Here is a 24,895-nt window from a genome sequence, read left to right on the forward strand (position 1 = left end):
GATCCTTCCTTCGTCGGGCAACCTCGGGGCACACGGGGTGCGTTCCTGGTTGTGTAGAGGCACGACACAGGAGGTCACCGAGTGAAACGGTCCGAGGAGAACGCGTACCGCGAGTACGTGACGGCTCGGATGGAGTCCATGCGGCGCGCCGCGTACCTCCTGTGCCGGGACTGGCACACGGCGGACGACCTCGTGTCGATCACCATCAGCAAGCTGTACCGGCACTGGCCGAGGGTCGGCCGGACGGCCGGCATCGACGCGTACGTCCGCAAGGCGCTGCTGCGCACCTGGTTGGACGAGAAGCGGAGGCCGTGGCGTCGGGAGCAGTCCGTGGAGGAGCCGCCCGAGCTGCCGACGGCGGCCGAGTTCGCCGTGGTCGACCGGGCCCAGCTGCTCGACCTGCTCGACGGGCTCCCGCCGCGGCGGCGGGCCGCCGTCGTGCTGCGCCTCTACCTCGACCTCTCGGTGGAGGAGACCGCCGAGATCCTCGGCTGCTCGGTGGGCACCGTGAAGAGCCAGACCGCGCGGGGGCTCGACACGTTGCGTACGGGCGCGGCGCAGGCGACCAGGGAGGGGTACTGATGGACAAGCAGCTGTTCGACGACGCGATCGGGGAGGTGCCGCCGTCCACGGTCGACGTGGACGCGGTCATCGCCCGCGGCCGCCGCGCGGTCCGGCTTCGCCGGGTGGCGAACCCGGCGGTCGCGGCCGGGGTGGCCGTCGTGGTGCTGACCGGCGCCGTCGCGTACACGCTGACCAGCGGTGACGGTGGGGGCACGCCGGTCGGTGGGCCGCCGGGCGCCACGACCACGGCGTCGCCGTCCTCGACCACGCAGCACCAGCCGGCCGGCTCGAAGGTCGGCACGCCGTCGGTGGACACGGTGGACGTCAAGGTGCCACCGCCCCAGTGCGGGGGCAGGCTGGAGCCCGCGGCCGAAGCAGCCGCGCGGCTGACCCAGGCGACGACGGACGCGGTCAAGGCACAGCGGCCGGACCTGGAGCTGTCGGCCAACCCGGCGGGCGACTACCCGGCGGGCACGCCACACGGGCCGCTCGACTACCACCAGCTGAACCCGACCGACCCGGGTGTCGAGGTGTCCATCTGCGACACCAACGCCACCTTCGAGGCGTGGGCGACCACGACGACGGCCGACGGGAGCGGGAACATCTTCGTCCTCATGGAACCGACCTGGCACGACGGCCTGGGCCCCCTGTGCGACTACCCCGGCCTCGGGATCCGGATCTTCTGCGTGACGGAGACCGGCCCCCGTGGGGAGGAGATCATCAAGCAGACGGCGGACATGGGGGGCGGCATCACCATGCACCAGGTGCTGGTCCACCGGGAGGACGGCACGCGGGTCCTCGTCCAGGCCGAGAACGTCGGCACCTCCGGCAAGTCCGGTAACGCGCCGACCGCGTCGAAGCCGCCGCTGACCCTCGACCAGCTGGTCGCGATCGGCGTCGACCCGGAACTGACGATGTTCCCGGGCTAGCGCCCGCGCTCGACGACGTCGCGGAGAGGGGCGAGGTCGGGGTCGAAGGACGGTGGTCTGCCGCCGGCCTTCGGCCCCTTGGCCTGCGGGCACTCCGCCATGCGGCGGGTGTGCGGCGTGCCTACAGTACGGCGAGTGCTTCCCAGGGGGCCGCCGCGTCCCAAGGGGGCCGCGTCGGGCCGAGAGGAGTCGCCGGTGGCCACTGGTGCGCAGGAGCCCGAGGCCGGGTGGGTGCCGGTCGAGCACCGCGTCCTCGGGCTCGACCGGCGGACGTTCACGCCCGCCTTCGTCGTCCTGGTGATCTCGTTGGGGCTGATCTACGGGCTGCCGGCGCTCAACGCGGCGATCCCCTGGCACAACGAGATCCGGGCCGGTGACGTGCTGGACCTGGGTGACGGCGCGACGGCGGTGCCGCCGGTCGGCTGGCACCTGGAGAGCGGCACCCTGGTCGGCGAGGGGCAGGAGAACCCGGTCGGGCTCCAGGCGCTGCTGGCCTCGGGCGGGGCGACGGTGGAGCTGCGGGGCGCGGCCTTCAAGGGCGCCGCGGAGCAGTTCCTCGACCAGGTGCAGCGCTCGCAGGGCGACGACGTGCCCGGCGTGGGCGGGTCCCGCGCCACGCTGACCACCGACGCGGGTGTGGTGGGCGTCGCGCAGAGCTCCACCGGCCCGAGCGGCGACGGGCTCGACGTGGCGTTCAAGGTGGCCGTCGGCGCGGACGGGTCGGCCGAGGCGGCACCCGCGCTGCTGGTCCGGGTCCGCACCTCGCCGGGCCAGTTCGAGCGCTACCGGGGCGCGGTGGCGGCGTTGCTGCGCAGCATCACGCCCGGAGACCGACGATGAGCGACGTCGCCGCGGGCAAGGCGGCACAGCTGGCCGCGATCGAGCAGTCCGGGTGGGGCCTGCCGTTCCGGTTCCTCCAGCCGCACAACGCGGCGTTCTGGGTGTACCTGCTCGGTGTCGGCGGCGGTGCGCTGACGATGCTGCGCTACTTCGGCCAGGGCGGCGGGTTCTACGCGCCGGCGCTGACCGGGGGCGTGCTGCTGTTCGGGCTCTACCTGGTGCCTTGGCTGCTGCTCCTGCGCCACCACAACCGCTACACCCGCCAGCCCGCGGGCCTGTTGGCGACCGGGTTCGCCTGGGGCGGGGTGGCCGCGACGTTCTGGATCGCCCTCCCGGCCAACACCGCGTTGCTCGACATCTGGGCGAAGGTCGGCGGCACCGGGTTCGCCGCCGACTGGGCGGCCGGGCTGAGCGCGCCGATCAGCGAGGAGCTCGGCAAGGCGCTCGGGCTGGTGCTGCTCATCGGTCTGGCCCCGCGCCTGGTCCGCAGCGCCTACGACGGGTTCATCATCGGCGCGTTCATCGGCCTGGGGTTCGAGGTCTTCGAGGACGTGCTGTACGTGTTCAACGGCGCGACGCAGAGCTTCGGCGTCGACCAGTTCAGCTCGTCGCTGCAGGTGTTCCTCCTCCGGGGCGCATCCGGGATCGTGTCGCACGCGTTGTTCAGCGCGATCTTCTGCACCGGCCTGATGTGGGTGCTGGGCCGTACGCCCGGCGAGCGCAACGTGCCGCGCGGCATCCTGGCCATGCTCACCGCGATGGTGTTCCACTTCGCGTGGGACGACCTGGCGGGCCTCAGTGGCGGCGGCGCCCTGTTCGTCGTCCTGCTCCCGCTCGTCGTGGTCGTCGAACTGGCCACCCTGTTCTCCGTCCTGCGGCACGCCGCACGGCGGGAACGCGCCTGGATCCGGGACCTGCTCGAACCCGAGCTCGCGACCGGAGCCGTCGACCCGCCTCTGCTCGACGCCGTCAGCGGCCTGCGCAAGCAACGCAAGGCCTACCGCAAACACCTGCACAGCCGCCGCCGGGCACGACACCTGATCGAGGGGGCGCAGGACCTGGCCCACGAGATCGCACGCGCACGCGGTGAGGAAACGCTCCACGTCGCCCGCGCCCGAGCCGAACTCCTCCGCCTCCGCACCATCCCCTGACCCGACCCGCCAGCACGACGGAACCTGCACGGCGACCACGTCCGGGTCCGCGGCCACGAGCAACCGGTCTTGCTCATCTTTCGCTACATCCTCGTGATCCCACGCTGAACCGGATGTGGACGGTGCGGTGGCACTGGCCCGCGGCGACGGCCCGCTGCCCCTCCGGCCCGAGCGTGTCGAGGGGACGGCTGGGGTACCCCTACGGCGACAACAAGACCTACGACGCCGCCAACTTCGGCATCTTCAAGCAGAGCTGGTACATGCCGCGCAACAAGTGCGACCGCTGCCGCGGCCAGACGAGCAACCAGTGGAACAACGGCGCGGCGCTCGACAGCAACCTCTCCGCCCACATCTCGTGCCTGCACCAGAGCCAAAACGCCTACGGCAGCCCCCGCGTGGTCACCGCGGTGCCCTGCCGCGGACTCGTCGACCGCGCAGGTGGGCTGTGATGTGCGCGGATCGGGTGCATTCCGGCGTTGCGTGCGGTAGATCTTTCGCTCAGGTGGTGGGGCAACGGAGGGGTGCCGATGGCGGGGTTCGATTCTTCCCGGGGCGTACGGCTGCGGCTGTTAGGGCGCTTCGTCGTCAAGACGTGGCGGGAGACCAACTCCTCGCTGCGGACAGGTGCGTGGGTCCTGTGGACAGCGGGCGGCGTCCTCGCCGTCACGGGCGTGTTCCTGGACGTTCTCGGGTGGTGGAGCTCCCTGCCGTTCCTGACGAACCTGCTGACCACCGTGACCGGCGGGCTCTTCGGCGTGCCGATCGTGGTGCTGCTGATCCAGCGCCTGTCGAAAGACGAGTTCGAGACCCACGTGGCCGAGGAGCTGCGACAGTTGGCGGAGCGCCAAGAACAGCTCCTCGCGCTGCGCAGGCGAGCGATGACAAGCCTGCGACAATCCACGGTGGCTGAGCGGACCCGCGACGAACGGGCCGGTGCCGAGCCCGTCCCCCGCGAGCCGATCCCCCGCGACTTCGAGATCTACCTGCGGTTCCTGGACAGTCGCATGCCCGCTGCCACGGATCCGGACGTGCGGAGTCTGCAGACCGCGTTGCGCGCCGCGTCGGCGACCGTCCCGCCGCGTGGATCCATCTCGACCGACGCCGCGGCAGCGATGCGTACCGCGCTGTCGCTGTGGCGGGACGTGGTGCGGCCGGTGTCGGTGACGATGATGCGAGCGGACTGGCTGGAGCTGCGCGGGAAGATCCCAGCCGGGGACGCCGCCCGTGCCAAGGCCGAGATCGCCCGCTTCTCCGCCGCGATCGCAGCCGCCCGCAACCCCGACCACAGCTGGTACGAGCAGGCCTCGGCGCTGGTGGACGCCTCCGGGCGCAGGACTCCGCGCCGGTCCGTGGCCCGGCTGTTCGAGCAGGGCAGGGCCACCTTCGAGGCACTGCTGGAACTGCGGCACGCGCTGGACGCGCTCAAAGCCGCCCTGACCGGGCCTGCCGCCGGCGGCTGAGACCGCTCGCGACCGGGTGTCGGTGCGGAGGCGTCGCCGGACTGTCGGCACGCGCGTCCGGCCGACCGGCGACCCCGTTCGCATGAACTCAGGCACCGGCCCAGCGGTCGAGGAACTCGTGGCCCGTGCGCACGACGTGCTCGGACCACTCGGTGCCGCTCGCCCACGTGAGGTTTCGCAACACGCAGTGCGCCGCGTAGACCGCCAGCGCGCCGCGGTCGGTGGTGCGCAGGATCTCCTCCCCCAGCCGCTCGCGGACCCCCGGCTCGGCCTTCGGCCAGGCCGCCAGGTCCCAGTCGACGGTCACCAGGTCGTAGGAGGCGTCACCGGTGCGGCACGACCGCCAGTCCAGCACCGCCGTCACCCGACCGCCGTCGACGAGCACGTTGGCAGGCCCGAAGTCGAAGTGGACCAGGTCGTCCGGGACCCGCTCGGGCAGCGGCGCCGCGGCGGCCGACGCGCGCAGGCGGGACAGCAACTCCGAAACCGGCTGCTCGCCTCCCACCAACGCCGAAGGCCGGCACAGCGGCGACCGATCCTCGAACAACCCGCCCAGGACGAGGTCCCACCACTCCCCGCCCGCCCCCGAACCGGCTCCCCGCTCGTGGCCGACCACCGCGATCAACTGCTCCAGCGTGACGTCGTCGACGTGCTCGACCGGGTTGCCCGCCACGAACTCCTGCAGCTCGAACCACAACTCGCCCACCCGTCCGGCGGCGACCTGGCGCGGAATCGGGCAGCCCGCCGCCCGCAGCCTCGCCAGCGCGGGCTCCACGTGCGTCTCGGCGTGCCGGGCCTCCCGTCCCCAGGGCAACCACTTGAGCACCAACCGGGCGCCGTCCGGCCCGGTCACCTCGTAGGCGCCCTCATCGCCCTTGGCGAACCTGCCGACCAGCGTCAGCGCCAAGCCGCGCTCCCGCCGCACCAGCCCGATGACCTCGTGGACCCGCACGTCGATGTCCGGCATACCGGGGTGTGCCTCCTGCCTGTCCTCGGGCACGGGCCGCGCGCCCGTCAGCCGTCCTTGCTCTGGTGTCCACGCACGCTGGATCCGGGTCACCGGCGACACGCGCACAGGCAGTCTCCTCGGCCGACCTGCCGGTGCGTCATCGGCTCCACGGCACGTGCGTGACCGCTTCCGGGCGCAGGGGCCACTGGGCCGTGGTGAGGCTGAGCCGATCGACGTAGGGGAACCGGTCGTCCGCGTCGCGGGGCGGGTCGCCGCGGACGAAACAGCGGTGCAGCAACAGTTCCCGGCGTTGGTCCAGCGGGACGTCGTCGTCGGGACCGTCGCCCGCGGGGACGGGAGGGTCGGCGCCGATGTCCACCTCGCCGTCCCAGTTGAGGTGCAGACCTTCCTCGTCGGAGTAGAACCGGGGGAAGCTCGTCCGCCACTGCGACTGGGAACCCCACCCGTGGGACAGGTCGTTGGTCGGCCGCTGACCCCGGCGGAAGGTGAAGTACAGCACGGAGGTCGTGGCCACGGTGGCGTCGATCAGGTGCCGCGGCGCCCTCACCCGCACGCCGGCTCGGCTGAACAGCAGGTCACCGAACCAGAAGCCGGGCCACAGCACCTCCTCCACGGTCACGCTCGTCGCGGACGGGTCCTGCACCACGGCGACGATCTCGTGGTGGAACGGGGAGAACGCCTCGACGTGCCCGAACGGGGTAAGCCCGACGGCGGTGAAGAACTCCGTGTGCACCGCGTGTGCCGGCGGGCACGTGCGGATCCGACCGACGCCACCCTCGACGACGGCACGTCCACCGGTGACGCCGACCTCGCCGTGCAGGGCGATCAGGTGGTCGCTGACCCGGCTCAACGCGTACAGCTCCAGCATCAGCCACAGCTGCTCGTCGTCCACGGTGTACCCGCCGGCCGGTATCCGCTCCCGCGTGCGCAGCGGCGCCAACCCCGCCAAGTGGTCGGCCACCGCCCGCCGCTCACCGCTCAGGAACCGCCGCCGCGCGTCGACGTCGTCCTCGTCGTGCAGAGCCTCGTACAGCCAGCGGAAGTACCCCCAGTCGAGTGCCACCGCACGATCATGACCCAACCGGCCCACACCGACAACGACAATCGGCCGCCGTCGTCGCTCGTGGGCACGGGTCAGCCGGCGCGGGGACCGAGGATCGGCGCGGCGACCTGGTCCAGGACGTGCCAGGCGTTGCGCCAAGCCACCTTCACCTCGGGCTCGACGGTCGCGTCGCGCAGGAGCGCCACGAGGTACGGGTGCAGGTCGCCGATCGCGTACTGCATGAACACCTCGGCGCAGAACTCGCTGAAGCTCCCCGCCTGGTACTTCTGCCGCTGGTCGCCGTCCAGCCGGTTGCCCTTGGGGTCACGCCACAGCTCCAGGCCGAGCAGGCGGTCCCGGTGCCCGCGCAGCGTCAGCCAGGCGTGGTAGAACGCCTTGGCGTCGAGCGACATCAGGTTCCAGTAGTCGTGGACGCGTCGGAGGTCCCGGCCGTGCTGCGCCAGGACCAGGTGCTCGGCCCGACCGGGTGGCAGGGGGTCGTACTTCGCCGGGAGACCGGCCACCTCGCCCCGGGTCAGCTCGGGCGGCATCGGCCGGTCGGCCAGGAGGGTCGGCTCGAACGTGGCGTGACCCGTCTCGTGCACCAGCAGGCGGATGAACACGCCGGGCGGCGTGGCGATCATGCCGGACAGGTGGATCGTGTCGGCCTCGTACAGCCCGCCACCCCTGCCGTCCGCGCGGGACGACCTGAACGCGACGCGGCACTTGCCGGTCAGGACGCCCCAGAACCGCGGGTACGCCTCGAGGAAGGCCATGACGGCCGCCGCGTGGGGCAACGGGAGGTCGAGGTCCGGCTCACCGACGAGGTCGCACAGGGCCGTCGACTTCGGCTTGGCGGCGAGCAGCGCCGAGATGATCGCGGCGTGCGGTTCGCCCGGGTCGAGGACCGCGGCCCCGTCGGAGATCGCCAGGTAACGCTCTTTGATCTTCGCGACGCCCGCGCCCAGCGTCACCGCGGTCATCCCCGCCCCACCGCTCGCGATGACGAGCTGGGTGATGCCGCCGTCGGTGGTGTCCGCGACCCGGGTCTGGAGCTTCAGGGGGTCGAACGCCGGGAACAGGGTGCCGTCGAACGTGTCGTGCCCGACCACCGCCACCGGGCTCGCGCCCTGCGGCGCGGACCCCCGGTCCACCGTCGCCCCGTGCTGGACGGCGTCGAGCAGCGCCTGCGCCTGTCGGCGGACCGCCGCCCGTTCGGCGGGCGTCGACGGCGCCGCCATGTCGGCGAGCATGTCGTCCAAGTCTAAGTCGTCCCCGTTGGGCTCCACGGAATCCCCTTTCACCGCACGCCTTGTGCCGATTCCGGGGAACCCTAGTCGCCGGCACGTAGCCGGTGCCCGTGCCACGCGGGGACGGGCGCCGGCGACGTCGTGCGCGCCGTTGGGCACCAGGACACGACCGCTCAACCCGAACGTCGTTCGCCTATACGATGCGCGGGTGAAGATCGACGACTGGTGGGCCGTGGTCGAACGAGCCCGCATCGCGGTCGGTGAGCGCGCGGGAGACCGCAACCACGCGGACGATCCGCTGCCCGACGCGCTGACCGACGAGCTCTCGAAGCTCAGCCCTGACGACGTCGTCGACTGGGAGATCACCTTCATCCAGGTCACGGACTCGGCGTACCGCCACCCGTTGTGGCACGCGGCGTACCTGATCGAGGGCGGCTGCGGTGACGACGGGTTCATGGACTTCCGCGACGGGCTCATCCTCCAAGGCCGGGACGTGTTCACCCGCGCGGTCGACGACCCCGACACGCTCGCCGACCTGCCCGTGGTCCGCGCGATGGCCGGTGAGGACGGCGACGGCTGGCTCGGCTTCCAGGCGATCAGCACGTGCGTCGAAGAGGCGTACCGACGCGTGCGCGGCGAAACGGAGTCGTTCCACGAGGCCGTCGACCAGGCGCTCGCCACGTTGACGCGGCCGGACGAACCGGCGGGACCGAGCTGGCACTGGTCCGACGACGACGCGTTCCGCGAGCACCTGCCCCGGCTGTCCGCGCTGTTCCTGTCCTGACGCTCAACGGGTCGACCGGGTCGAGGTATCACCCACCGCGTCCCAGAGTTCCGACGAATGACTCCTGACCACCGGCGGTTCGCTGTGACAAGGTGTCGCGACTCGAACTGTCCCTGTGGGAGGAGACACCCTTGAGACCCAGACGATTAGCCCGGCGCGCGCTCTCCGTGGCCGGGGCGGCGGTGATGGCGTTGGCCATGACCCAGCCCGCGACCGCCCAGCCGCACGACACCGACTACACCGTCCTGGTGGAGGCCGGCGCGTCGACCCAGGCCGCACGTGCCGCCGTCCGCGCCGCCGGCGGACGGGTCACCGCGGAGAACACCGCGGTCGGCACGCTGACCGTGAAGGCGCCGGCCACCGGGTTCGTCCAGCGCGTCACCGCCGCCGACGCGGTGTTCGGCGCGGCCCCGGTGCGACCGATCGGGCAGGCGCCCGGGATCGGCGGACAGCGGACCCGTGAGTGGCACGACGTCGAGAACGAGCACGTCGGCGCCGCGACCAACCCCAAGGCCCCGACCACGCCCCGGACGACCGCGGACGGCCTGGACCCGCTCGACGACGCCCTGTGGGGCCTGCGCCTGGTGCGCTCCGACATCGCCCGCGTCCGGCAGGCCGGTGACCAGCGGGTCTACGTCGGCGTGCTGGACACCGGCGTGGACGGCACCCACCCCGACATCGCGCCCAACTTCAACCGCGCGCTGTCCCGCAACTTCACCATCGACATCCCGAACGACTCCAACGGCGGCGTGTTGGACGGGCCGTGCGAGTTCCGCGGCTGCGTCGACCCCGCCGACCGCGACGACGGCGGCCACGGCACCCACGTCGCGGGCACCATCGGCGCGGCGGCCAACGGCTTCGGCGTGTCCGGCGTCGCCCCGAACGTGTCGCTGGTCAACATCCGAGGCGGCCAGGACTCCGGCTTCTTCTTCCTCCAGCCCGTCGTGGACGCGCTGACCTACGGCGCCGACGTCGGCCTCGACGTGATCAACATGTCGTTCTTCGTCGACCCCTGGTACATGAACTGCACGGCCAACCCGGCCGACAGCCCCGAGGCGCAGATCGCCCAGCGGACCACGATCGCCGCCATCCAGCGCGCGCTGAACTACGCGCACGGCAAGGGCGTGACGCTGATCGGCGCGGGCGGCAACAACCACGAGGACCAGGGCAACCCGCGGACCGACGTGGCCAGCCCGAACTACCCGCCGGGCTCCGCCTACCCACGCCCGGTCGACAACACCACGTGCCTCAACCTCCCCACCGAGGGCGACCACGTCATCTCGATCTCCGCGCTCGGCCCGTCGACGGCCAAGGCCGACTACTCCAACTACGGCGTCGAGCAGACCGCCCTGTCCGCGCCCGGCGGCTACTTCCGCGACGGGTTCGGCACGGACTGGTACCGGACGAACGAGAACCAGATCCGTTCCGCCTACCCGCGCAACGTGGCGCTGACGGCGGGTGACATCGACGCCGACGGCACCATCACCGCCAAGGGCCAGGCAGCCGGGGTGGCCAAGTACTGCGACGCGACCACCTGCGGCTTCTACCGCTACGCACAGGGCACGTCGATGGCCGCGCCGCACGCCGCGGGCGTGGCCGCGCTCGTGGTCAGCCAGTTCGGCAAGCGCGACCGGGCACACCCCGGCACGCTGACCATGTCGCCGGACCAGGTCGAGGCGGTGCTGTACGGCACGGCCACGCCGCGGGCGTGCCCCGAGCCGCGGACCGTGTCCTACGAGAACGTCGGCAGGCCGGCCGAGTTCACCGCGACCTGCGTCGGCGACACCGCGTTCAACGGCTTCTACGGCCACGGCATCGTGGACGCCTACGGCGCCGTGACCCGCGGCGGCGACTTCCTCTGACGGTCGGTCGCGAGTCACGGGTCCGGGACGACCGGGCCCGTGATTCGCGGCTGGGCCAGGCCGGGGCCACCGCGGTCAGGGCAGCGTCCGCGCCGACGCGCCGCTCAGGTTCGCGCGAAGTTCGGTTCGGCCGCTTCCAGTCGCGGCACCGCAAGGCCAAGGCGCCGTGCTTCCGCCAGCACGTCCCGGCAGACTTCCCGCGGCTCCCGAGCGTCGGGGTCGGAGTGCACCTCGAAGCTCGTGCGCACCGGCGGGACATGCGCGGTGAGCCAGGCCAGCACGCGGGCCGTCAGCCAGGCGGGCGCCCGGAACAGCAGCCCGCCGCGCCGGTGACGTCGCAGGTCGAGGCCGCGCGCTTCGAGGAGCGGCAGGAGTTCGCGGCTGGTCAGCAGCGCCTCGCGCAAGTCGCCCGCCGCCCCGGCCAGCTCGGCCAACGACCCCCGCCGCAGGCCCTGCGCGTGCAGGCCGGCGTCCGCCACGAAGTGGATCCACAGCCAGCCGCGGAAGTCGGGTCGCTCGCGCGGCCGGAAACCGGCCTCGCGAAACGCCTGGCGCACGGCCCGGCCACGGTCGGTCGGGGGTTGATCGAGGGTGCCGAAGACGACCGCCGGCAGCAGCGTGCCGCGCAGCACGCCGTCCTCGCCGAAGCCGCCACCGGCTTGGGGGAAGCCCCACACGACCTGCTCCACCGGGAGTGCGCCGATCGCGGCCAACGGCTCGGCCCAGACGTTGCCGAAGACCAGGACGGTGGCCCGGCCGACGCGCGGCGCCAGAAAAGCCGCCGCCTCCGCGAGGCGGTAGTGCGGCACGCTCAGCACGATCAGGTCGAAGTCGTGGTCGGGCTCCAGTTCCTCGCGGTAGCGCACCGGCCACCGCTCGACGACGCGCGGCCCCCACACCCGGCGCCGCGTGTCGTGCAGCTCGAGGTCGACCGCTTCCCCGTACGTCGCCGCACGACCCGGGCGGACGTAGAACTCGACGTCGTGCCCCGCCTGGTGCAGGGCCCAGCCGTGGACGGTGGCGATCGCGCCCCGGCCGAACATCAGGATCTTCAAGGTGCACCTCGTGGGGTACGATCGATCTGGAGATCATCTCCGCTTTCCAAAATATGGAGGTCATCTCCATTTGTCAACGCGAGGTAGCGCATGACCGCCGACAAGCCGCTGCGGGCCGACGCCCGACGCAAGCGCGAGGCCCTGCTCGCCAAGGCACGGGAGGTCTTCGACGCCGGTGAGTTCTTCGACCTGCGCTTCGACGACTTCGCACGCCTGGCCGGGGTGGGCACCGGCACGCTGTACCGCCACTTCCCCACCCGCGAGGCGCTGGCCGAGGCGGTCTACCACGGGGAAGTCGCCGCGCTGTGCGACCGCGCCCGCCAACTGCGGGCCGCGCTGCCCGCCGCGGAGGCGTTGGCGACCTTCCTCCGCGGCGTGGTCGACCACCTGGATACCCACAAGGGCCTGGCCCGGACGCTGGCCACGCTCATGGCCGATCGCACGGGCGCCCTCGCCGAGGGCAGCCGAGCGCTGGAGCAGGCTGTCACCGACCTGGTGGCCGCCGCCGTGCGGGAGGGCGCCGTCCGCGAGGATGTGGGCGCCGGCGCCGTCATGATGGCGTTGCACGGCATCGGCGCGGCCCATGACCGCCCCGATTGGCGGACCGAGGCCGACGGTGTCATCACCCTCGTCCTGGACGGGCTGCGCCGCCCGCACTAGATCCGACAGCCCACAGCCCGACCGGTCACCTCGGGGTGACGTCCTCCCAGTCCGGCGGCGGCTCGTCCAGGGCGTTGACCTTCACGATGTGCAGCGTCACCGCGGACCGCGTCTCGCCGTTCGGCTCGTACCGGCGGAAGTCGGGGTAGTAGTACTTCGGCGAGACCTGCCGCTCCAGCACCATCTCCGGGTCGGCCGCCAGTTCGGCGTCGGCCCGGATCTCCAAGGCCCGGAACTGGTTGCGCGGGTCCAGGATGAACAACGTGACCCGCGGGTTGGCGCGCATGTTCTTGACCTTCTGCCGCTTGTCCAGCAGCCACATCTTCACCGTCCCCTCGTCCTCGTCGTAGATGAACCACGTCGCGGTGACCTGCGGACGACCGTCGCTCCCGATGGTCGACAGCGCGGCGGTCTGCACGTCCAGCAGATCGCGGTGCGATTCAGGTATTCGAACTATACCGTCCATGACACTCCCCCCTTAGTGCGCCTGAGACCTGATGATAGGCCGCCAATGGCAACTCCGCGAGGGGCTTTCGCAAGCCCGATCCGAAGGCGAGTCCGTTATGGCGACGTCACTGGGAAAAATGGAACTCAATCCACATCGGGTTGAATATGTCAGCGCTCGCGGTCAGCGGATGATTCCGGTCGCGAACCTCCGGGAGGCGGTCGCGACGACCGCCCGACAAGGCGAAGAACTACGGCGTCGACCTGGGCGCGAACCCCGCAGTGCAATTCATGTAGACAATTCCGCGAAAGCGAGACGGAAGAATCAGTTATCCATTACACGCCGCCCGGCCGCGACCGGGAATGTGCGCCGTCCGGCGGGGGCAGACCGGCTCCCGCGCCGCCGAACGGCACTGGCCGTTGGGCTGTACGGCGCACCGGAGGTACTTTCGGGAAGAATCGCGACCAATAGCACGAAAGTGTTTCGACAATGCTTGTGGCACGGTGCCGGGCGCTGCTAGGACTGATCGACTGCCGGTCGATCCGAGGGGGCCACATGCGCTTGGCGAAACTGCTGTTACCCGCCCTGGTGGCGGCGGCCCTCGCCGCACCGGTCACGGCGACGGCCCAGGCCCGACAAGCGCCGGACTCGCCACCGCGGCCGGGGTGGGCGATCACCGGCACCGGGCTGACGTGGACGGCGACCTCCCCGATCCCGCCGGGTGGCGCGGCGGTCGAGTTCTGGGACGGGGACCGGCTGCTGGGGCTGCCGCGACCGTCCGCGGACCTGCGCACCTACTCCCTGGACGCGGCGGAGGTCGAGGACGTCGACACGCTCCAGGTGCGGCTGTCGGGCACCCGTCTGGACGTCGAAGAGCCCACTCCCCCGTCGGCCGAGGCGGTCCCGGCATCACCTGCGCCCTTGCCGGCAGGGGACACCGATCCCGGCAGGCCCGGCCCGTTCGCCACCTCCACCGGCGAGTACGAGCTGGACCCGATCACCATGCCCGGCTACGCGGCGCCGCTGGAGCTGGCGGCCGTGGTCGTCGCGCCGGTCGACGCGCCGGGCCGCCGCCCGCTGGCGCTGTTCCTGCACGGCAGGCACATCACCTGCTACAACGGCACCGAGATGGTGCTGGCGTGGCCCTGCCCGGCGCCCGCCAAGCCCGTGCCGAGCCACCGGGGCTACCTGCAAGCGCAGCGGCTGCTGGCCTCGCAGGGCTACGTGACGGTGTCCGTGTCGGCCAACTCCGTCAACGCCCACGAGGACCTGGACCTGGAACAGGGCGCGGGCGCGCGGTCCGCGCTGGTGCGCGCGCACCTGGCGCGGTGGGCGGACTGGGCGGGCGCCGGCCGGGCCTCCGCGCCCGACGTGGTCCGCGCCGCGCCGGTCGCCGACCTGGACAAGGTCGTCCTGGTCGGGCACTCCCGCGGCGGTGAGGGCGTCAACCGGGCCGCGGTCGACAGCCTCTCCCCGCCGGCCCCGGGCAGCGGCCACGACGGCCCGGTGCGCTGGACGATCAAGGGCAACCTGCTGATCGGTCCGACGGTCTTCGCGCACAACCCGGCGCCGGACGTGCCGTCGGTGACGATCCTGCCGGGCTGCGACGGCGACGTCGCCGACCTCCAGGGTCAGCTGTTCGTGGACGCCACCCGCGGGGTGAGCAGAGGGGCCGCGCTGCACAGCGCGCTGTACTTCGTCGGCGCCAACCACAACTACTTCAACACCGAGTGGACGCCCGGTCAGGCCGAAGCCCCGGCCAACGACGACTTCCGCTCCCCGCCCGAGGACCCGGTGTGCTCGCCGGGAACGCCCACCCGGCTCACGCCGGAGCAGCAGCAGACCGCCGCCGCGACCTACATCGCCGCGGCCGCGCGCCTGTTCGTCACGGGCGACCGGCGGGTGCTGCCGCTGCTGGACGGTTCGGGCGTCCGCGCTCCCTCGGCCGACCCGGCGCGCGTGCTCGCCCACGCCGTCGGCGGCGCCCGCACCCCGTTCGTCGTGCCCGACGAGGCGACCTCGGCGAGCGGCTCGGCCCGGGTGTGCGCGCAGGTCTCGGCGGACCCGGCCACGGCGTGCGTCGACCCGGTCGAGACCCGTCCGTCGCCGCACTTCGCCCGGTTCAACCGCATCGTGCCCGAGTCGGGGCGGTCCGCCGTGGCGCTGGGGTGGACCGCCGACGGGCAGGCCGCGACCGTGCGCCCCGGCGCGCCGGTGTCCCTGGCGGGGTCACGGCAGCTGGCGCTGAGGGTGGCCGTGCCGCCGAACAGCGCGACCACCCGCTTCGACGTGGCCCTCACGGACGCGGCCGGGCGCCGGGCGGTGCTGGGGTCGGTGACGCTGGACGGGCTCCCCGCCACCGCGCGGATCTCCGCCCGCTGGGCGCAGGAGCTCCGGGTGCCGCTGCCGGCGCGGGGGATCGACCTGCGTCGCGTCACCGGGCTGGAGCTCGTGCCGCACGGCGGTTCCGGGCAGGCGTGGCTCATCGACGCCCACGGGTACGCCCCCGGCCTGCCCGACCCGCGGCCGGTCGCGCTGCCGCGCGTCGACGTGGGCGCGTTGACCGTCGTGGAGCGCGACTCGGGCGTGCAGACCGTCCGGTTCCCGGTCTCCGTCACCGGGAGCGGCGCGGGGGTGGTGCGGGTGTTCGTCCAGAACGAGGGCGACAACGCCTACACCGAGCGGTTGGTGGCGGTCGAGCCGGGCGAGGGCGAGCTCGAGGTCCCGGTGCAGGTCACCGGCAACACCCGCTGGAACCTGGACGCGAGGCGCACGGTGCTGGTCAAGGCGGTGCGGGGCGCGGTCGTCGGCCGTTACGCGGACCGGCTGACGGTGTCGAACGACGACCCGGCGCCGACCTTCACCGCCACCCCCGTCACCGACGTGGTCGCCGAGGGCGGCACCTTGACCTGGCGGGTGACGCTGTCCGCGCCGGTCGACCGGATCATCACGGTCCCGGCTCGGCCGGCCGCCCCGGAGGGGGTCGAGCTGTCCACCACGGACGTCGACGAGCTGTGGTTCCGCCGCAACGTCACCTTCGAGGAGCCGCTGCCCTCGCGGCCGTTGTCGACCACCCGAGTGCAGCCGATCGCCGCTTTCCCGCGCGGTGAGCTGAGCGCGCTGCTGACCGTGCCGACGGTGACCGACGCGGAGGCCGAGCCGGTCGAGCGGATCCTGTTGGACCTCTCGTTGTTCTCCTCCACCGCGTCGGTCACCGGCGCGGTCACCGACAGCACGCCAGCCGGGCCGTGACCGACGGGCGCCGTCGTCGACCCGATGCATGGTCGACACCCATCCAGGTCGCCCGCGGACCACTGGCCGCGGGCGAGTGAACACCGAGAGGACACCGAACTTGCGCACGACTTGGAGACCATCCCGCGTCACCGCCTTATCCCTGATCTCGGTCCTGGTGGCGGCCGGGGCGCTGACGGGGGCCGCGGGGCCCGCGTCGGCGGAGACGACCGCGGTGCGACTGGACTACACCTGCACGACCTCCCTCGGCCCGACCGCCCAGGTGACCGTGTGGGTCGTCGGCGGCCTGCCCGACGACGGCGCGGGCCCCAACAGCGTCGCCCGCCACGAACCCGCCTACATCGACGTGGACCTCGACCTGCGTGAGCTGCGCCCGGTGATCGCGTTGGCCGGCGGGGTGCGCGTGGACGGCGACAGCACCGCGGTGCTCGACGCGACGATCACCGGCCCGGACGGGACCCGGACCACCCAGGCCCCGGTCACCTTCGCGCCCACGTGGGTGACCGACGTCCGAACGGCCGCGCTGCGGGCCAGAGGCGCCTTCCCCGTGCAGTCGCTGAGCACGGCGGGCTACTACGACCTGCACGTGGACGACCTGGCGCTGACCTTGCGCCCCGAACGCGCCGACGGCACGCCCCTCGGCACCGTCACCGCGTCCTGCTCGCACGACCCGGCGCAGAACGACCTGCTGGGCACCGTGTGGTCGCAGTTCGCCGTCTTCGACCGGCCGCTGCGCCCGACCGGGCTGCGGGTGGTCTCGACGACCCCGACGTCCGTGACGCTGGCCTGGGAAGCCTCTCCCTGGTGGAACCCGACCCTGGGCTACGAGGTGTACCTGGACGGAGGCCACACCGGCATGGTCACGGAGAAGCAGGTGACGCTGACCGGCCTGACCCCCGACCGCCAGCACCGGGCGAAAGTCGCCACTACAGATGTGCGGGGCAGCCGTTCGCCCAAGAGCCAGGGCCTGATCTTCACCCTCCCGCCGGCCTGACCCGCGCGACCGCGCCGATCACCGGGGTCCGCCACGTCGGCGGACCCCGGTGCCACGACCGGTGTGCCCGCCGACCGACGGCGAGTGCGGCAGGCGTTCGTCCGCGAACCCGTCACCCGTGCCGCCGGCAGCGTCAGAGGACGAACGCGTCCGCCGCCTCGCGGAAGGCGTCCGGCCGCTCCACCCACGGGTAGTGGCCGCAGTCGTCGATCACCACCACCTCGCCCTTCGGGAACAACCTCGCGGCGGCGACCACGGGGGCCAGGCCCGTCAGGAAGTCCTGGGCGCCGGCGATCACCCGCACGGGCGCGGCCACCTCCGACAGGCGCCGCGGCAGGTCCTCGGGCACGGTCACGGCGAGGAACGCCCGGACCGTCGCCAGCACGGTGTGGCCGACGCGGGCATGGGCCTGCTCCCGCTCGGTCCACGCCGCGTACCCCGCCGGCGCCGTCAGCGCCTGCCACCGCTCGAAGTCGCTCTGTTCCTCGCTCCACGGGCCCTCGCGGGTGGCCCGCGCCGCCGCGTCGAACACCGGGTCGCAGAGGCGGTGCGCGACGAGCTCCTCGCCGTCCGACGGCGTGTCGGTCAGATAGGCCACCGGAGGCGTGATCAACAACATGCTCGCCACCCGGTCCGGGTACTGGGCGGCGTACGCGACCGCCACGCGGGTGCCCGCCGAGTGCGCCACCAAATCCAGTCGTGCCAACCCGAGGTGGGCGCGCAGGTCCTCCAGGTCGCGGGCCTGCTCCCAGAACGACACCGTCGCCGCGGACGCCGACTTCCCGGACCCGCGGAAGTGGTGCACCACGAGCCGACCGGGCAACCCCGCCAGGTCGCCGAGGTACTCCGGGTGCCGTCCCGCACCACCCGGCAGGACGACGAGCGTCCTGCCCTCACCCCACTCGTCGTAGTGGAGCTCGGCTGCGTCGGCGGCGCGGAAAGTCGGCACGACCGGACCCTAACCCACCGCTTCGCGGGCTCCGGACCAGGCACGACCGGACGCGTGCCAGGGACCTGGAGGTCCAAGCACGCGCCATGGGTGATGCCACCGACGACCGCCACCGCGACATCCGTGATCGCCCGACTGCCACAGCGTCGGTGCCGCGGTCACCGACGTCGGCCGGCTGGTGCACACCGCGGTCACGGGACGCGGCCCGGTGTGCACGGCCGACCCGCGCCGGCGATAACCTTCCGCCCTGTGCCCGGATTCGAGAGCTTCGCGTCGGCGTTGAGCGGTGACGACCGCGAACTGAGGGCTGCGGCCGGGCCGGACGGCATCGTCTGTGTCGCGCCCGACCTGGCGAGCGTGTTCCTGGTCCAGGTCGGCGCCGACGGCACGCAGAGCACGACGCTCGCCATCGTCCGGGAAGGCGGTGGGAGCAGCGTCAACCGGATCGAGGTGCCCGCGTCCTTCCGGATCAGCGGCATCCGGCACGACCACGAGCACTTCACGCTGACCGCCGTCGACGGCCGCACGGCGCACGGCACGCCCCGCCAGTTCGTCGAAGAGCGCAAGCTCCTCGACGAGGAGCACAACCCGCGTTACCACGAGCAACTGGAAGAAGTCTTCCTCGCCACGCACCTGATCCCGGTCCGGGACTGGTCGGAGGCGGTCGACGCGGTGACGACCGACCGGGGTCTGGACGGGCCGGGGGTCGAGGAGATCGTGCGGCTGGGCCAAGCGCAGGTCGTCGCCGGGGACCTGGACCTGTCGGTCACCTTCGACGGCGCCGGGCCGGAGAAGGTCGCCGAACTGCTCCCCCACGTCCGCGACCTGCTGGCGGAGTTCGACCGCGTCAGCCGCGACGGCCTCGAGTTCCTCTGGGACAAGAGCTCCGACGGCAGCGAACCCGACGGCGCGAAGGCGCGGTTCCTGACCGAACTGGTGCCCGCCGAACTGGTCGTGTACCGCTCGGGCGACTTCGAGATCCACTTCGTGGACACCACCGAGAGCTACTACCTCGACGGCTACTGGCCGGCCGTCCAGTTCACCGCGGACGCGACACCCGTCAGCGAGACCGTCGAAGCCTGAACTCCGGTTCTCGACCTGCCCCCGCTGCCGTTGACGCAAGTGCAGCGGACCGTCCGACACGATCAACCCGTTGCCCGGCAACACGATGCCGCGATTGAACGTCGACCCGAGCGCGACCGGTCCGAGGCAGGGCGGCCAACCTCCCCCGTGATCAGCTCCGAGGCTTCGGCCACGACGCGTTCCACGACCTCGCGGACGGTCGGGATGCGCTGCCGCGGCGGAAGGTCGCACGATCACCGACGCCGACCTCGACGGCATCCGCAACATCCGCCGCTGCGGCGCCTACTCCCGCATCCGTGACGCGATCAAGGCCGGTGCCGAGAACATGTGAGCGCCCGCTTCCGGATCGAAGGGACCACGGCCTGCGCGCGATCCCGGCTGGTGTTTACTTTTCCCATGACGTCAACACAAGTCGTTACCTACCGGCGTTTCGCGGGCCGGCTCGTCGAACTCGGGATGGTGACCGAGGCGCGGGTGGCCGAGGCCCTGTCGGCCATCGCGGAGTGGCGCGACCCGGACGGGGAACTCCCGATCGACGAGCGGGCGGCGGCGCTGGTCGAGCTGGGTACCGCGGTGAACGTGCACACCGATGACGTCGGCCTCGACGGCCCCGATCTGGTGGATGCCTACGAGGAGGTCCTGACCGCCGCGGCCGCGTGCTCCGGTGGGTCGGTGGTCGTCGAGGACGTCGAGCTGACCGAGCAGGACGACGAGGACGCCGCGGGCGACTGGCTGCTGACCTTCACCCGCAACGGCCAACCGGTGTCCTGGAGCATCGACGACCACGGCGAGTACCTCGACACCCTGTCGATCTACGAGTCGATCAACGACCTGCGGCCGACCGGTGACGTGCAGCGGAAGTTCCACCTGCTGTCCACTTCGCCCGGTGCCGACCAGGTCTACGTGCTCGCGTCGGAGGCGCAGCTCGCCGTGCTCACGGGCGAACTGGGCGTGTCGTCCGGCACCTGACGGGAACAGGCCGCCGGCCAGCACTCGACGTCAACGCATGAGGTTGTCGCCGCGCGCGGTGCGGGCGTAGTAGACCTCGCGGCCGGCGCGGGCCTTCGAGGCGAGTCCGGCGGCGACCAGTCGGTGGAGGTGGACCGACACCCCGCCGGGCGCGAGGGTGAGGGACCGTGCCAGTTGGTCGGTCGTCGACGGCACGTCCAGCAGCGCCAGGAGCCGGGCGCGGGCGGTTCCCAGGACGGCCGCGAGGTCGTGGCTGGTCTCCTCCGGTTCCCAGAGGGCTCCGACACCGCGCGCGGGATACCTGACCACGGGGGTCCAGGGCTCGGCGGTCTTGACGTAGACCCGGGGCCAGGCGAACGCCGAGGGGACCAGGACGAGGCCGCGGCCGGTGAGGACGCGGTCGGGGTAGGCGACTTCGGTGGTGCGGTTGCCTACCGACAGCGTGTCGCTCGTGGGGTCCCAGCGGATATCCGGGTGCAGTCCGTTGAGCACGGCGCCAGGACCCTGGTCGGCAGTGGACAGTGCCCGCTGGTGGATGTCGCGTTCGAGGATCCCCCGGATCGCGGGCCACCTCGGCTCGATGGTCCGCGACCAGTACGCGCGCAAGTCGGCCACCAGACCGCGCAGTTCCCGCCGCGGCGCCGTGATCAACGGGACCAGCGATGGCGGGACTCCATCGGGATGCGTGCCGCGCACTTCGCGGCGCACGACGTCGACCGGCGTGGCCAGGACGACCGCCAGCTCGTCGTCGATGTCCGCGAGCGGTGAGTCGGGCGTCGGCGCGAGGAACCCCGGCAGGTGGCCCGGGTGCCGGCCGGCGAGGTCCCTCAGACCCTGGTGGCGGGGGTGGGTGAGGACGGGGTCGTCCCGGTGTCGGGACAACCAGGGCATGTGGATCGCGTGCGTGCCCGGCCGTCCGAGGACCCGCAGGCTGGCGAGGAGTTCCCAGGCGGGTGAGATCGCCCAGCGCAGCCGGCTGAGGTCCGCGGCGTCGAGCCGGATGCGCACCTCCCACATGGATTCACTCTAACGTGAATCCGATGCCCCCGTGCCCGGCGTCGTCGACGCTGCCGCCATGACCACGCACGTGCGACCGCCCGACACCGCCGAGTCGGCTCGGGATCGCGGCCGTTACCTCGTCGCCTCCGGCGTTGCCTTGTGGGGCGCGCAACTCGGGGTCGCGGCGGTCCCGCTGACGGCGGTCGCGTCGCTGTCCGCCGACGCCCGCGGCACCGCGCTGCTGTCGGCCACCGTCGCCGTGCCCTTCATGCTCCTGGGCCTGCCCGTGGGCGCCTGGCTCGACCGCGTCCGACGTCGACCGGTGATGATCACCGCGGACGTCGTTCGGGCGGTGACCCTGGCCACGGTGCCCATCGCGGAGTGGCTCGGTTCGCTGACGTTCCTCCTCCTCTGGGTGGTGGTGCTGGTGAACGGGGTCGCGACGGTGTTCTTCGACCTCGGCACCCAAAGCCACCTCAAGGACCTCGTTCCGGCAGACCGGTTGGTGAGGACCAACGGCAGGCTGGCGACCCTCACCCAGACCGCCCTGATCTGCGCGCCCCCGCTGGCGGGCTGGGTCGCGGGGGTGCTCACGCCGTCCGCCGTCCTCGCCGCGACCGCGGTCGGTTACGCGTGGTCCGCGGTGTGGCTCTCGCGGCTGCGCACCCCGGAGCCCGTCCGTCCCGCCGACGCGCCCCGGCAGCGGCTCCTGGCCGACATCCGTGACGGTGTCCGGTTCGTCCGGCGGCAGCCCGTGCTCCTCGCCGTCCTCGGCGCCGGGTGCCTGGTCAACTTCGGCAGCGCCGCGTTCACGGCGGTCCTGCCCGTGCGCGCACTGGTGGACCTCGGCTGGTCCGAGTCGCAGCTCGGGACCTACCTCGGCGCCGGGGGAATCGGCGGCTTGCTGGGAGCCGTGACGGCGAACAAGGTCGCCGGCCGGTTCGGCGCCGGTCGCTCGGTCTTCGTGATCGGCCTGCTCGTCGCTCCCGCCGCCGCGGTGCTGCCGCTCACGGGAGACCCGGTTCCCGGCCACGTCGCCGCGGCCGCCTGGGCGCTGATCATCTACAAGATCGGCTTCGACGCCGTCGTCATGATGAGCTTCCGCCAGGCCGTCACCCCCTCCGCCCTGCTGGGCCGGGTGAACGGCACGATGAGGGTCCTCTTCACCGCCGCCGTCGCGGTCGGCGCGGCCACGGCCGGCACGGTCGCGACAGCGGCCGACAACCGTGCCGCCCTCATCGTGGCCTCGACCGCGCTCGGCCTGGTGTGGGTACCGATCGCGTTGTCACCGCTGCGCCGCATGTCCACGCTGGATGGTGCGCGGTGACGATCAGGACGCGGTGGTCGACGATCGCGGTGATGATCGCGGTGAGCCTCGGCTGGGGGTGCTCGTTCCTGCTGATCCGCGAGTCGCTGCTGGTGACCGACGCGTACGGGGTCGCGTTCGGCCGGGTCGCCCTCGGCGCCGTCGTCCTGGGCATGATCCCGACGGCCAGGCAACGGGTGCCGCTGCGCGCCTGGCCGGGGCTCGGCGGGCTCGCGGTGACGTGGATGGCCGTTCCCATGGTGTTGTTCGCGCTGGCCGAACGGGGTGTCAGTTCGGCGACCGCGGGGATGATCAACGGTTCAGCGCCGGTGTTCACCGCGATCGTCGCCGCCGTGCTCACCAGGACGGCACCCGGTCGGCAACGGCTGCTCGGCCTGCTCCTCGGCGTTCTCGGGGTCGCCGCGATCGGACTGCCCGGCGCCGCCCAGGGCGCCGGAGCACCGTTGGGCGTGGTGCTGGTCCTCATGGCCGTCGCGGTCTACGGCGTGGCGTTCAACATCACCGGTCGGCTCCAGCGCGAGCACGGAGCCCTGCCGGTGATCTGGCGCTCCATGATCATCGCGACCCTGCTGCTCGCACCGGTCGGGCTGCCGGACCTCCTCGACGCCCAGCCCGTTCCGCACGGGATCCTGGCACTGGTGCTGCTCGGCGGCGTCAGCACCGCCGCGTGCTTCGCGCTGTTCGCCTGGCTCGCCGGGACCCTCGACCCCACCCGGGCATCGGTCGTCACCTACGCCGTGCCGGTGGTGGCCCTCCTCGTGGGCGTGCTCCTCGGCGGCGAATCAGCACACGCGCTCGCCCTCGCGGGGGTGGTGCTGATCGCCGCCGCGGCGTACCTGGTGCAGCGGCCGGAAGCCCGCCGGTCCCGACCGACCACTGAGGACCACCCTCCGGACCGCGGACACCGAGTCGGTCGGAACGCCTGAACGTCGGGACCGTCGGCGCCGGTCGCCGGAGTCCTCCCGAGCCGGAGTGCTTCACTCCCCGCGAATCGCGGTCAACACCGGCTCGATGCTGAGCTGCATGAGGAAGAGGAGCTTGTCGTGGGGAACGAGACGGTGCATGGCGGCGGTGACCTCCTTGGTACGCGACTCCTCGTCGCGGTCGGCGGTGGCCCGGACCGCGTCGACGAACGCCTCGACGTAGCGGCGCTGCTCGACGAACAGCTCCTTGCCGCCCGGGGCGCCGTGTCCGACGTGGAGCACGACGTCGTCGGGCAGGGTCCGGTGCAGCTCGTCGAGCTGCTCGATCCAGGAACCGTGGTGGCCGTCGGCGAGGAAGGCGTGCATGTCGTTGTAGACGACGTCGCCGGTGAAGAGCGTGACGTCGTCCAGCGCCCAGACGGCGTCGGCGTGCGACTCGCCCGCGCCCAGGTCCCGCACGGTGAACGTGAGACCGCCCAGCTCGACCGACTCGCCGTCGTGGACGATCCGGGTCGGGAACGGCCGTTGCGCGGGCCACTGGTCGCCCATCATCGGCCCCACGACCTGGTTCTTGAGCGCGTCGTCACGCCGGATGACCTGGTCCACCGCGGCCGTGCTGACGATGGGGACGTCGAGACCCTCCGTGATCGCCGCCAGCCCCGCGTAGTGGTCGGGATGGGGGTGCGTGATCAGCACGCCGGCCAGCGGGCGGCCGCCGCGGTCGACGGCCGCGCGGACCCTGGCGGCGTCGTCGACGGTCAACTGCGCGTCGACGACCACCACGCCGTCGGGGCCTTCGACGAGGTAGGAGTTCACCGCCATGGTGCGGCCCTCCACCCGCTCGATGACCGGGGTGCGGTTTGAGATCATCATGCCGAGAGGGTGTCCCGGACCGTCGCGGCGCACCAGTAGGCACTTCCCAGTGCCTGGGCACCGAAAAGTGCGTACTGGCTCTCAGGACCGGTATGGCATTCAATTGCACCCGTGGAGGGAGCCATGTCCGAACCGGAGCCCCCGTACGTGTGCCCGGTGGACGTGCCACTGCGGCACCTGGGCGGGAAGTGGAAGCTGATCGTCTGCTTCTACCTGCTGCAACGGCCGTGTCGCCATGGTGAGCTGACCCGCCTCATCCCGCAGGTGTCCCACAAGATGCTCACCCAGCAGCTGCGCGAGCTCGAAGCCTCGGGTCTCGTGCGGCGGACGGTGTTCGACCAGGTGCCGCCGAGGGTGGAGTACTCCGTCGAAGAGGCGGAACGCGCGGCCCTGGAGCCGCTGGTGGCCGCGATGTGCCGGTGGGGACTGCGCTATGTGGACGGACACGGCGGGGAGGTCCTCACCACCAGCCTCCCGGACGGCTTCCTCCCTTCACGACCACAGCAGGAGTAGA

24 protein-coding genes are annotated in these 24,895 nt (G+C 72.3%); 16 read left to right on the forward strand and 8 right to left on the reverse strand.

The genetic code is table 11. The features are described 5' to 3' along the window. The first annotated feature begins 81 nt into the window (after window positions 1-81). From AB0I91_RS29885 to AB0I91_RS29910, 6 genes are all read left to right on the forward strand, one after another. Complete coding sequence (locus AB0I91_RS29885) at window positions 82-582, forward strand: SigE family RNA polymerase sigma factor (RefSeq protein WP_498778055.1); 501 nt, start codon at window positions 82-84, stop codon at window positions 580-582. Beyond that, window positions 582-1,493, forward strand: coding sequence for a hypothetical protein (locus AB0I91_RS29890; RefSeq protein ID WP_499609126.1), 912 nt, complete (start codon window positions 582-584; stop codon window positions 1,491-1,493). Before AB0I91_RS29885 ends, AB0I91_RS29890 begins: the two co-directional genes overlap by 1 nt. 195 nt (window positions 1,494-1,688) lie before the next feature. Then, a complete protein-coding gene (locus tag AB0I91_RS29895; protein ID WP_499639932.1) occupies window positions 1,689-2,333 on the forward strand; it encodes a hypothetical protein in 645 nt (214 codons plus the stop codon). After that, entirely contained in the window at window positions 2,330-3,484 is a 1,155-nt protein-coding gene (locus AB0I91_RS29900) for a PrsW family intramembrane metalloprotease (RefSeq protein WP_499639934.1), read from the forward strand. The genes AB0I91_RS29895 and AB0I91_RS29900 overlap by 4 nt, the downstream gene beginning before the upstream one ends. 113 nt (window positions 3,485-3,597) lie before the next feature. Next, window positions 3,598-3,933, forward strand: a complete 336-nt coding sequence (locus AB0I91_RS29905; RefSeq protein ID WP_499639936.1) for a lysozyme family protein — start codon at window positions 3,598-3,600, stop codon at window positions 3,931-3,933. A gap of 78 nt (window positions 3,934-4,011) precedes the next feature. Next, on the forward strand, window positions 4,012-4,944 hold the full coding sequence (locus AB0I91_RS29910) for a hypothetical protein (RefSeq protein ID WP_498778065.1): 933 nt from the start codon (window positions 4,012-4,014) through the stop codon (window positions 4,942-4,944). A gap of 88 nt (window positions 4,945-5,032) precedes the next feature. On the opposite strand, the gene AB0I91_RS29915 is transcribed toward AB0I91_RS29910, so the two are convergent. The 3 genes from AB0I91_RS29915 to AB0I91_RS29925 all read right to left on the reverse strand — a co-directional run bounded on the left by AB0I91_RS29915 (window position 5,033) and on the right by AB0I91_RS29925 (window position 8,209). Further along, on the reverse strand, window positions 5,033-5,911 hold the full coding sequence (locus tag AB0I91_RS29915) for a phosphotransferase (RefSeq protein ID WP_499609114.1): 879 nt from the start codon (window positions 5,909-5,911) through the stop codon (window positions 5,033-5,035). 139 nt (window positions 5,912-6,050) lie between these two features. Next, complete coding sequence (locus AB0I91_RS29920; protein ID WP_499609111.1) at window positions 6,051-6,977, reverse strand: hypothetical protein; 927 nt, start codon at window positions 6,975-6,977, stop codon at window positions 6,051-6,053. 71 nt (window positions 6,978-7,048) lie between these two features. Further along, window positions 7,049-8,209 carry a hypothetical protein gene (locus AB0I91_RS29925; protein ID WP_499639938.1) on the reverse strand — a complete coding sequence of 387 codons (1,161 nt, stop codon included), beginning with the start codon at window positions 8,207-8,209 and terminating at the stop codon, window positions 7,049-7,051. 205 nt (window positions 8,210-8,414) lie between these two features. Between AB0I91_RS29925 and AB0I91_RS29930 the strand changes: the two genes are divergently transcribed. Continuing rightward, window positions 8,415-8,990: a DUF4240 domain-containing protein gene (locus AB0I91_RS29930; RefSeq protein ID WP_499609106.1), complete on the forward strand. Its 576-nt coding sequence runs from the start codon at window positions 8,415-8,417 to the stop codon at window positions 8,988-8,990. Window positions 8,991-9,175: 185 nt separating this feature from the next. Then, complete coding sequence (locus AB0I91_RS29935; RefSeq protein WP_499609374.1) at window positions 9,176-10,852, forward strand: S8 family serine peptidase; 1,677 nt, start codon at window positions 9,176-9,178, stop codon at window positions 10,850-10,852. 104 nt (window positions 10,853-10,956) lie between these two features. Here AB0I91_RS29935 and AB0I91_RS29940 read toward each other — a convergent pair whose 3' ends face one another. Next, window positions 10,957-11,907 (reverse strand): ketopantoate reductase family protein, encoded by a 951-nt coding sequence (locus tag AB0I91_RS29940; RefSeq protein WP_499609104.1) that lies wholly within the window; start codon window positions 11,905-11,907, stop codon window positions 10,957-10,959. A 90-nt stretch (window positions 11,908-11,997) separates the two neighbouring features. Between AB0I91_RS29940 and AB0I91_RS29945 the strand changes: the two genes are divergently transcribed. Then, window positions 11,998-12,567, forward strand: coding sequence for a TetR/AcrR family transcriptional regulator (locus AB0I91_RS29945; protein ID WP_499639940.1), 570 nt, complete (start codon window positions 11,998-12,000; stop codon window positions 12,565-12,567). Window positions 12,568-12,592: 25 nt separating this feature from the next. On the opposite strand, the gene AB0I91_RS29950 is transcribed toward AB0I91_RS29945, so the two are convergent. Continuing rightward, window positions 12,593-13,033, reverse strand: a complete 441-nt coding sequence (locus tag AB0I91_RS29950) for a TIGR03618 family F420-dependent PPOX class oxidoreductase (RefSeq protein WP_498778079.1) — start codon at window positions 13,031-13,033, stop codon at window positions 12,593-12,595. Window positions 13,034-13,567: 534 nt separating this feature from the next. On the opposite strand from AB0I91_RS29950, the gene AB0I91_RS29955 reads away from it, so the two are divergent. Both AB0I91_RS29955 and AB0I91_RS29960 read left to right on the forward strand, forming a co-directional pair. Next, complete coding sequence (locus AB0I91_RS29955) at window positions 13,568-16,264, forward strand: hypothetical protein (protein ID WP_499639941.1); 2,697 nt, start codon at window positions 13,568-13,570, stop codon at window positions 16,262-16,264. Window positions 16,265-16,421: 157 nt separating this feature from the next. Continuing rightward, a complete protein-coding gene (locus AB0I91_RS29960; protein WP_499639943.1) occupies window positions 16,422-17,258 on the forward strand; it encodes a DUF6801 domain-containing protein in 837 nt (278 codons plus the stop codon). A gap of 133 nt (window positions 17,259-17,391) precedes the next feature. Here AB0I91_RS29960 and AB0I91_RS29965 read toward each other — a convergent pair whose 3' ends face one another. After that, window positions 17,392-18,207, reverse strand: a complete 816-nt coding sequence (locus AB0I91_RS29965; RefSeq protein WP_499639945.1) for an alpha/beta fold hydrolase — start codon at window positions 18,205-18,207, stop codon at window positions 17,392-17,394. A 249-nt stretch (window positions 18,208-18,456) separates the two neighbouring features. Here AB0I91_RS29965 and AB0I91_RS29970 point away from each other — a divergent pair, with 249 nt between their 5' ends. Beyond that, on the forward strand, window positions 18,457-19,290 hold the full coding sequence (locus AB0I91_RS29970; RefSeq protein ID WP_499639947.1) for a hypothetical protein: 834 nt from the start codon (window positions 18,457-18,459) through the stop codon (window positions 19,288-19,290). A 396-nt stretch (window positions 19,291-19,686) separates the two neighbouring features. Further along, entirely contained in the window at window positions 19,687-20,259 is a 573-nt protein-coding gene (locus tag AB0I91_RS29975; RefSeq protein WP_498778089.1) for a hypothetical protein, read from the forward strand. 30 nt (window positions 20,260-20,289) lie between these two features. Here AB0I91_RS29975 and AB0I91_RS29980 read toward each other — a convergent pair whose 3' ends face one another. Then, on the reverse strand, window positions 20,290-21,276 hold the full coding sequence (locus AB0I91_RS29980; protein ID WP_499639949.1) for a DUF5937 family protein: 987 nt from the start codon (window positions 21,274-21,276) through the stop codon (window positions 20,290-20,292). A 58-nt stretch (window positions 21,277-21,334) separates the two neighbouring features. On the opposite strand from AB0I91_RS29980, the gene AB0I91_RS29985 reads away from it, so the two are divergent. Together AB0I91_RS29985 and AB0I91_RS29990 are read left to right on the forward strand one after the other, a co-directional pair. Further along, entirely contained in the window at window positions 21,335-22,585 is a 1,251-nt protein-coding gene (locus AB0I91_RS29985) for an MFS transporter (protein ID WP_499639951.1), read from the forward strand. Continuing rightward, window positions 22,582-23,511, forward strand: a complete 930-nt coding sequence (locus tag AB0I91_RS29990; RefSeq protein ID WP_499639953.1) for a DMT family transporter — start codon at window positions 22,582-22,584, stop codon at window positions 23,509-23,511. Before AB0I91_RS29985 ends, AB0I91_RS29990 begins: the two co-directional genes overlap by 4 nt. 51 nt (window positions 23,512-23,562) lie before the next feature. Here AB0I91_RS29990 and AB0I91_RS29995 read toward each other — a convergent pair whose 3' ends face one another. Then, complete coding sequence (locus tag AB0I91_RS29995) at window positions 23,563-24,381, reverse strand: MBL fold metallo-hydrolase (protein ID WP_499639955.1); 819 nt, start codon at window positions 24,379-24,381, stop codon at window positions 23,563-23,565. Window positions 24,382-24,504: 123 nt separating this feature from the next. Here AB0I91_RS29995 and AB0I91_RS30000 point away from each other — a divergent pair, with 123 nt between their 5' ends. Then, window positions 24,505-24,894, forward strand: a complete 390-nt coding sequence (locus AB0I91_RS30000; protein WP_498778100.1) for a winged helix-turn-helix transcriptional regulator — start codon at window positions 24,505-24,507, stop codon at window positions 24,892-24,894. Window position 24,895: the final 1 nt, after the last annotated feature.

The organism is Actinosynnema sp. NPDC049800 (genome assembly GCF_040656635.1).
In the GTDB taxonomy this organism is placed as follows: Bacteria; Actinomycetota; Actinomycetes; order Mycobacteriales; family Pseudonocardiaceae; genus Actinosynnema.